Raw genomic sequence first — 8715 nt, 5'->3', positions numbered from 1 at the left:
ATTTGATCACCTTCCATGATGGTTGGTGGCCCTATTTTCAGTTGGCGTTTCTGGCCCTGTTTTCAGTTGGCGTTAACACCCGAGTCGTTCTCGTCCCGAAGCACCGCATAGGACACACAATCAAAGGTTCGCTTGCATCTTCAACCGTGGCCCATGTGACCCTGGACCGGGGTCCACGGAGGTGCAGGGCTGTCTCTAGAGCCTCTAATGAGCGCTGTGTCCCCAGACCGACCGCCGCAACCGACGAGGTCATCGTAGCTGCGCTGATTGGTTTTCAACGTCCACAATCGCCTCGCTGCGTTCCATGGCCTCGATGAATGCCCACTGTTTGCCGTGGCTCAATCCTGACAACGGCGCCCGTCAAGTTTTTGAGACACTCTGATGTGTTTTTCTTCTACGCGGCTGCCGTTTGGCGGATGTCGCGAACATTGGTTCTGAGAAGACGGCTGGAGCATACTATTTATCCGCGCCTGCAGCCCGCCCGGCTGCGTTGCCACCGAATCACCCCGCCCTAACGGGCGCAACCGGAAACCCCAGTGACACCCCCAAGGCATCGAGGTCCACCGCTCAACCGCGCCCACAGCTTAAAAGCAGAATCAGAACGAAATCAAGACCTCATCCCCGGCCGACCGGTAGATTCAGGCTCAGAGGAAAAACGTGGAATCTCGTCCTCGACGGTGGTCTTCGTTCGTTGGGTGTATCCCGCGTCTGGCCGGTCCGGGACGCAGCGACCCGCGTGCCCCGCTAGTTGCTCGTGCGCATCGCGACCGGGAGATGTCGGGAAACGGCTTTTCTCATCGCCGTCGACGTCCGGTGCAACTACACGACATGACCGTGACGGCCGTGGTCGATGTGCTGCCGCGCGACACCATGCGCAAGCGTGTCGAATTGCGCTGGACCGGAGGCGGTTGAGACCAGGGGATAGGCATCGCTGAGATCGGGGGAAGGGTCAGGCTCCCGCCCGATACCGCGGGGGCTCTGCCCGGTCTTGATGCGGGCCTGGTAGAGGTGGGACTCGATGGTGCGCACCGAGAGATACAGTTTGGTCGCGATCTCCCGATTGCTCAGACCTTGCCCGGCCAGCGTGGTGATCTCGCGTTCGCGCGTGGTGAGCGCGTCGAGCGAGCTACGTTCCGGAGCTTGGCGCAGGTCTTCACCGCTAGACCCACTCGTCGCCGCATAGTGTTCGGCCCGGGCCCGGGCCTGGCTCCGGTGCTCGGACAGCGAATCGGCCCGTTGCTCGTGCAGGCGTGCGGCATGGATGCTGGCGCTGGCGGCCATTCCGTAGGCACCGAGTTCGGCCAGGTGGCTCGCCGCGCCGTCCATCGCTTCGGCATCGATCGCTGCGGCGGCACGCGTGCGATGGGCCATCGCGAGTACGATAGGCGAGTCCGTCGTTGCGGCGATTCGCTCCAGGTGCACCGCGATGTCGGCGGTGGGTTCGCCGAGCGCGACCAAGGTATCGAACAGCCATGACCGGATCAGCGGTGCCTGTCCATCGGCCGACTCGAGTAGACGATGTGCCAGACCGCGAGCGGCAACGATTCGCCCCGAATGCATCAAGAATTGCAGGTCGGAATAGTCGGACTCAAATTGCGAGAGTGCGTCATCGCCGGTCGGCTCAGCGGATGCCTGTGCGCACGCCATTTTAGCGGCGGCGGCCTGCATGAGTCCCATCCGGGCGAGGGAACTCGCGTGCAGGCTCTGCACCCAGGGCAGCCAGCCGCAGGGATCGGATCTAATGAGGTTCGCATGGGCCATTCGTAGTTCGGCCTCCGTTCCGACCGTGTCGCCTCGAAAATCCAACAGCCGCGCAGAGATGAACCCGAGAATGCCCAACTTACCTAAGTCGTGGTCAGCGACGGAGACCAGGATCCACCGGTTCAACTCGTCCGTGAGGCTCGCTACATTGAGACCGCTCATGCAGCGCAGGGCCGCCTTGCTCTGAAAGATTTCGAGGGCCAGGCCTTCACTCGAGTAAATGTCGGCGTTGCGTTGTCCGCGGTCGCGGCGGTTGAGGGTCGTGGCGAGTTCGAGCAAGGCGAGGCCGTGCTGGGTGCGCCCTTCGTGGGCGTGGCCGATGCTGCTCAGGCACGCCGCGCGAATGCGGGTGACGACGTTGTAGTCGGCGTTGTTGGCGATGAACTCGCCCTCTCGGGCAACCCGGACCCAGTCCATGCATTGCATGGCCTGGGTGAGGCGAATATATTCGCCTTCGCCACGCATGGTGATATCGCCGGCAAGCCAACCGGCGACCCGGGTGCTGAACGCGGCGTATTCCGCCGCAGTCAGGGGAGAGAACTTGGCGAGGGAAACTAACCAGCGCACGAGCTTGACGCCGTCCGACGGTCTCACGACGAGCGTATCGGCCGGTGCGATGATGGCCAAGGCTGCCGAGTATCGACCTGTGGCAGCCAGAGCACGAGAATACTCAATGGTCGATTTGAGACCTGGTTCGATCCCCAGACTCAGCCCGGCGTAGAGGAGTGCCTGCTCGGGCTGGCCGACGCTGCGGCTGCGGCGGGCGGCCATCAGCAGAATATCGGCGACGACGGCCTGGCCCCATTTCTCCGATACGCCGGGTTCCAAGTCGGAGCATTGAATCCAGCTCTTCGCGATGAGTTGGGCCTCCGCGGGGGTCGTGGCGAGCCCATGGCTGCGGTCTGTAAGTAACATTCCCACCAAACGTTCGGTGGTTTCACGAAGCAGGGCGCTGTCGATCTGGGCGAGAGCGGCCTCGGCGAGCATGGTGTGACCCTGCACGTGGTTGCCTTGGCCTGACAGGTGGTGCACATGGCCGCGCCGAATAAGGTCGCTCAAATCAGCCGGGTTGCTGAGCATCAGCGCCCGGGCGTACGTCGTCTGGTGCAGCGCGGCAATCAGCGAGAGCGTCACGAGTTGGGCCGGGGCCAGATCGAGCAATTGGTGGGTCAGCAAATCGGTGATGCGCCGAGATAGCACCAGGAACGCGAAAGCGGTGCGGTTCAGGTCGAACAGGGGCGGCTGCTGCCGGGCGGCCTCGGCCGTGAGCTCGCGGAGCAAGACCCGGGAGCCGCCGCTGCGGTCGTGTAAAAGTGCTTGCGTGACGCGGTCGAATTGCGTGCCCGGTGCGAACTCTTGCACCAAATCGGCAGACTCAGGCGCGGTCAGTGGCTCCAGGTCGATGCGCTCGACGTCGCCCTTGATCCAGAGTTCAGCGAGCAGATGTGTGGTTGTTCTGTCGATCGCCAGGAGGGCGGCGTGTGGTGCCAGGTCGCTCGCAGCGAGGAGCGTGATGGCGTGCGTGGCCACCAATTGGCTCAGGCTCCGCATGGTGTGGGCGTCGAGCAGGTGGGCATTGTCAACGAGAACGATTGGCCGGTCGACGGCGCAAACCTGCTGGAAATAGCTCAAAATTCGACCGGTGGTCACGCTCGCACCGGCCAGCGCCTCGGCGAGGGTGAGGTTCGGCCCGCTGAGCAAGGAACCGAAGGGTTCGCTGCTGGTACCCATGGTTCCAATGATGCGCACGGGCCGCGGAGAGGTCTCACTCAGGCGCCGCGCGACGCTGTCGATCAGGAGGGTTTTACCGAATCCGAGCGGCCCAAAGATCACCACACTGGTTTCCGACCTCAGACGGTTAACAATCTGATGCGGGTGGCGATCGATCCCGATGACGCGGGGCGAGGCAGCTGAATTGTTCGATACCGTGCTGTGTCGCTCAACCCTCATGCCGCCCCCACGGATCTCGACCCCACCACGTACGGTAACCCGGCGGGCTCTTTCCACGATACCTGCAGCCTTCCGTGCGCTTGCAGCCGTCGTCTACTGGGTTCCCGCACCGCGCTACTGGGTTTCTGCCAAAACCCCACTGGGATAAATAGGTGGCATCACTGATTTACCCGTCAGTTGACTGGTTGAGGTACTGGATTCGGCGTGAAACGACCCTCCCGCCGAAAAACCTCACCTAACGTGGGTGGCTGCACGATCGACGACCGGACTGATCAGCCTGCTTCGTTACATCGAATTAGCCCAGTCGAACCAAACCAGTCGAACCAAAGGACACAGCATGAAATTACACATCACACCCGCCCGCCGTTTGGCACGCAAGCGCGCCAGGCGTGGCAAGATTATGGCTATTCTGGCCGGTGGTGCCGTACTCGGTCTTGGAACGACGGCAACCGTGGCCGCGTGGACCGACACCGAATGGGTCTTCGGTGGTGGTGCCGGTGGTACCGGCGCTGGCGTTGGAACGTCCATCTTTGAGGTTGAGCAGAATGTCAGCTCCTCCCCCTTTAATACGGCCGTTTTCGTTCAGGACGAAGCGAACCCGGGCCAGGCGCTCACCTTTGGTCTTGGCGCTTTGAGCCTCACTCCCGGCGATTCGGTCTACGCTCCCGTCGCCCTGCGCACGGTCACCAACTCGGTCGCCGGTAATCTGATGCTGGAGCCGGCCGTTGCCGCGGCCGGTGTCACCGTCGTCGACGCGAGTGCTGCCCTGTGGAGTGCCCTCACGCTGCAAGTGTGGGTTTCGGAAACGGCGTTCACCTGCGATGCCAGCACTGTGGTATCCACTACTACTCCTGTTATTACGGAGATCGCTAACGGAGCGCTGAGCACCACGGGCGGAGCCGCCGCGCAGGCCCTATCAGCGGCTAGTGCGAACACGCAGTACTACTGCTTCAAGGTCACCCTGCCGAGCAACGCCCAGACCAATCAGAGTCTCAACTTGCAGGGGCGTACTGTTGCGCCGGCCTGGGAGTTCTCTGCCGTCTCGAGCTAACCTGCTGATATAACGATGCCACGCGTGAGACTGCCCCGTCGTAATGCCGGCGCAATCGTCAAGGATGTTCTGCTCACCCTCGCCGGTGTGGCGGGACTCTTGTCGATCGTCGGGTTCGTGCTGACCCGTATTTTTTCGCTTTCGATTGTGGTCGTGTTGACCGGGTCGATGGCGCCTGGTCTGCCCACCGGATCGGCGATCGTGGTCGAAGAAGATGTTCTAGCGGCCGACCTCGTCATTGGCGATATCGTGACGGTTGCCCGGCCCGGGTACGATCTGCCGGTTACCCACCGGATCGTGGGTATCGAGGAAATTTCAGGGGACGTATCCGCTCGCGCACTGACCTTGCAGGGTGATGCCAATGCCTCGGTCGACCGCGATGCCTATATCGTGCAGACCGTGCAGCGGGCCGTGATCGGATTTCCCGGATTCGGCTTTGCTCTGCGCACAATGCAATCCCCCCTGTTCATAGGCGTCACCACCCTGCTGATCACACTCGCCATCGTCTGGGCCTTCTGGCCGTCGCGCCCAGAGCGCGAGGCAGCGGTGATTGATTCGCGGCAGGAAAGCATCAACTCAACGAGAGAACGTCAGGAAACACGGTGACAGTCCGCGGCACGGCAACGAGAGGGATCGCTCCGGCGCGCCGGCGCGGCCTGTTGGCGGTAGCTCTTGTTGCCGCCGTGGCCGTGGTGAGTGGGCTGGGCCTGTTGTCGGTGCGCGCCGTCGCTGTGATCCAGACCGTCACGACCGTGTCGCAGCCGGGGATTCTGGAGCTGACCTCGAGCCTGCCCCACGATGTGGTTCTCAATCTGACGCCGGGCAAACCGGTGTACTGGCAGATCGGCGCCGCCGTGACCCAGGGCCTCACTGGATCCCTTGTTTTGGAGATTCGCAAGAGCGGCGACCTCGCCATCAACGCACGCGGCCTGAATGTCGTGATCGACCGCTGCAGCGAACCGTGGACGAACCTTGAGACCACGCCGAGCTGCACCAACGAGCGGGAACACGTGCTTGTGGCCACACCCCTTGACGATAATTCGTCTGTCAGCGGCTTCTACGACCTGGCCGGGATTTCTGAAGCCCGCGGAAAATACCTGCTCGTGGCACTGTCTCTCAACGTCGCGCCCGAGACGGCCGACAACGATCTCATGGGGCTAAGCGGTGAAGTTGGAATCGGCCTGACCGCCGCGGGGGACAACTCGTCGACTGGGCAGGCAATGGAAACACCGGGCGGGTCGTATTCGGCGGGTGGCGGCGATAATCTTGCCCTGACCGGGATCGATGCGTTGGCTCTGGTTCTTGTCGCAGTCGGTGTCCTCGCACTCGGCATTGTTGTCTCAATGATCCGTCGATTCGCCGAAATGCCAGCCGCAGACGATGTTGTGCGATGAGCGGGCACTCACTCCGACCCCGCAGGCGGGCAGCGTGGGCGGCCGTGCTCGGCCTGGCCGTGGTCGCGACTTTGCTTGCCGCGACCAATCCGCCGACCATCGCACTGAGCGTGGCCTCATGGACCGACACCGAATGGGCCCAGGGATCACTCGGTACCGACCTGGTCAGCTGTGGCACGGACACCGGGTATTCGAGCACGGCGTCGGGCAAGTTTCTGAATGCGACCCTGACCGATGCGAGCCTGGGCCCCGTCGTGGGTATCAACGGGCTGCAGGCCACACGCAACGGCGATACCGCGGCACAGGTAACGCCGACCTCAGCCCAGCACCCCGACGCCAACGACCCCGATACCACCACTGACACATTCACGAACCCGCTCACGGTGTCTGTGCTGCAACAGGATGTGCTCGATCTGACAGGGTTGACCACGGCACTGCCGGCAGGCGCGGCTGGCATGCTCGGTGAATATGCCCAGGTGAGCAACACGGGGTCGTCAGCGGGGGCATCCGGTCTCCTAAATAATTCGGGCGGCATCGGTTTCACCCCGACGACACAGGATACGCAGCTACCGACGGCAGCGAGCCTCAATCTGGCGTCGGTGCTTCCTGCCGGAGTCGCGAGCGCCTCGCTCTTGATCGGGGCGGTTGCGGCGTCGGCGCAGCTGGACTGGTGCACGGCGCTCGAAAGCGAGATCTGGGGCGACGGCACGGTGAGTGGCGTCGTGCGGAACTATGAGATCGCGAGCCTCAACCTGGTGACACAGGTACCGGTGCTGGTAGACCTTCTCGCGAGCGCGACTTCTACGGTGTTGTCCTTTGAGGATTCAATTCTCCCGTCTCACACGTCAGTCGTGGCGGCCAGGGCGCTGCTAGAGAACCCGGTAATAGTAACCGACACGATGACCGTCAATCTCAGCGAGGGCACCGTGACGATGGATCTGGCAAGTGTGATGAGGTCAGGTCTGAACGATCAGGCGCCGAACACGGCGCTCGGCCTCGATGCCACCAAAGTCCAGAGCGCCATTACCCAGGTCACCACCCTGGTCACGGCGTGGACGGAGGCAATTTCGAAGGAATTGCAGAAAGCGAAGTTGGACGTGCTCACCGGGCTGCTGGATACCCTGAATGCCGCTTTGAACAGTCTGACGAGCGTTTTGAACACGACGGTCACTGCGCTCACGCCGACCCTGAACGGGGTGTTCTCGGCACTTCCTGGGGTGCTGTCACTCACCGTCAACGTGCAACCCGATCAGCCGAATGCACCAACGGGAGCGGCGTTCACAGCCGCGACTGCGGCGTCGAGCGCCGAATATCGGGTGAGCGCCCTGCGCATCGGGCTACTCGGCTATTTGACCGGATCGGAGCTCGCGACAGTCACCTTCGCAACGGCATCGGCCGGGGCGAATGCGCGTCTGCAGTAGCGCCGTCGATCGTTAGGCGCGGCGCGGTTTGGGCTCAGGTGATGTCTCGCGAAGGTCAACGGCTATCGAGATCGGTGCTGAGCCCGGCTACTCACGCAGCGTCATCTGCATTCGAACCGCCAGTGGAACCCCCATCGCTGAAAGCACTGTTGTTGCGGAGTGACGGGTGGACCGGAGGGCATAGACAGGTGTCCTAAGCGCTTCTATCCCGGCTTTCACCAGAGCAGCGTGCCAGCCGAGGTTGCACGCGCTGGGGTTTCATGGTGCCCCGCCGTCAAAGAGCGGGTTACCGACGAGCCGCCGAATATTTCCGGGCGATGTGAACATGAGGCCAAGCGGATTGTGTTCGATGAGCACTGCCGCATGGCGGCGGCGACCACCTCGAGCAGCGGGAGGCGAGCGGCACGCGCCCGTTGGAGCTCGCAGTTTTTTGGGCGTGTGAGCATGAGTGCACCGGCAAGCGCTTCCATCTCGAAGCCGGCCGGGGCCGTCCGCGCCGTGCAGTCGGCCGCACGCAGCCCTCTTTGTGTTCCGATCCACCCAGCCTGTTCCGTACGCCCAGGGGAGGCGTTGAAGTTGCCTGGCGAGGTCGAGAGTTTCGCTTCCGGGCGTCAAGTCTGCACGATCGATCGTAAGGCCGAGCCCCTCTCCTTCCTGGCATCCGGTCAGCAGAAACAGCAACCACCTGGCTGCTAGACGCTCGTCTTTCACCGCTGCAATAACAGTATTTGTTTGCGCAATGGTCACGTGCGTTTTTGACTACGGCTGCCTTCGGGCGTTCGATCGCGGTAGCCGGGTTCCAATCCACGAGGCGCCGGCTGACCTCTGCGCTCAGGACNGAGGCGCCGGCTGACCTCTGCGCTCAGGACTGTGCTCAGGGATGTGCTCAGGGATGTGCTCAGGGATGTGCTCAGGGATGTGCTCAGGGATGTGCTCAGGGATGTGCTCAGGGATGTGCTCAGGATCGGATGGGCGTTCCGCGCGGTTGTGGAGGAAAGGCCGCGTTTCGTCATGCCCTGCGTCATCTCTAATACGTCGTCGCATCCGAGCTGCGTGATTCGGATCTTCCCAATGGCGGGGATTATGTCTAGCAGCACGCTGGCTCGCTATGAATCGAGGGTGCGTGGACGGATGGCCA

At 62.6% G+C, this 8715-nt stretch carries 5 protein-coding genes; 4 read left to right on the top strand and 1 reads right to left on the bottom strand.

From position 1 onward, the window contains the following. Positions 1–819: 819 nt before the first annotated feature. Positions 820–3597: a LuxR family transcriptional regulator gene (locus CXY71_RS11570; protein ID WP_158253069.1), complete on the bottom strand. Its 2778-nt coding sequence runs from the start codon at positions 3595–3597 to the stop codon at positions 820–822. Positions 3598–4048: 451 nt separating this feature from the next. On the opposite strand from CXY71_RS11570, the gene CXY71_RS11565 reads away from it, so the two are divergent. From CXY71_RS11565 to CXY71_RS11550, 4 genes are read left to right on the top strand one after another with little or no spacing between them, the layout of a single operon-like run. After that, positions 4049–4762 (top strand): SipW-dependent-type signal peptide-containing protein, encoded by a 714-nt coding sequence (locus tag CXY71_RS11565; protein WP_104135763.1) that lies wholly within the window; start codon positions 4049–4051, stop codon positions 4760–4762. A 24-nt stretch (positions 4763–4786) separates the two neighbouring features. Further along, on the top strand, positions 4787–5368 hold the full coding sequence (locus CXY71_RS11560) for a signal peptidase I (RefSeq protein ID WP_104135749.1): 582 nt from the start codon (positions 4787–4789) through the stop codon (positions 5366–5368). After that, on the top strand, positions 5365–6156 hold the full coding sequence (locus tag CXY71_RS11555) for a hypothetical protein (RefSeq protein WP_104135748.1): 792 nt from the start codon (positions 5365–5367) through the stop codon (positions 6154–6156). The genes CXY71_RS11560 and CXY71_RS11555 overlap by 4 nt, the downstream gene beginning before the upstream one ends. Then, positions 6153–7577, top strand: coding sequence for a choice-of-anchor G family protein (locus tag CXY71_RS11550; RefSeq protein WP_146072811.1), 1425 nt, complete (start codon positions 6153–6155; stop codon positions 7575–7577). Before CXY71_RS11555 ends, CXY71_RS11550 begins: the two co-directional genes overlap by 4 nt. Positions 7578–8715: the final 1138 nt, after the last annotated feature.

Source organism: Cryobacterium sp. Y62, from assembly GCF_002929785.1.
Lineage (GTDB): Bacteria > Actinomycetota > Actinomycetes > Actinomycetales > Microbacteriaceae > Cryobacterium.
The sequence above is the reverse complement of the archived record's forward strand: the minus strand, read 5'-3'. Positions and strand labels throughout refer to the sequence as shown.

What these genes read in the sequence shown, in the direction of transcription:
- CXY71_RS11565 (WP_104135763.1), top strand. Translation starts at nt 4,049, where the DNA reads ATGAAATTACACATCACACCCGCCCGCCGTTTGGCACGCAAGCGCGCC.
- CXY71_RS11550 (WP_146072811.1), top strand. Translation starts at nt 6,153, where the DNA reads ATGAGCGGGCACTCACTCCGACCCCGCAGGCGGGCAGCGTGGGCGGCC.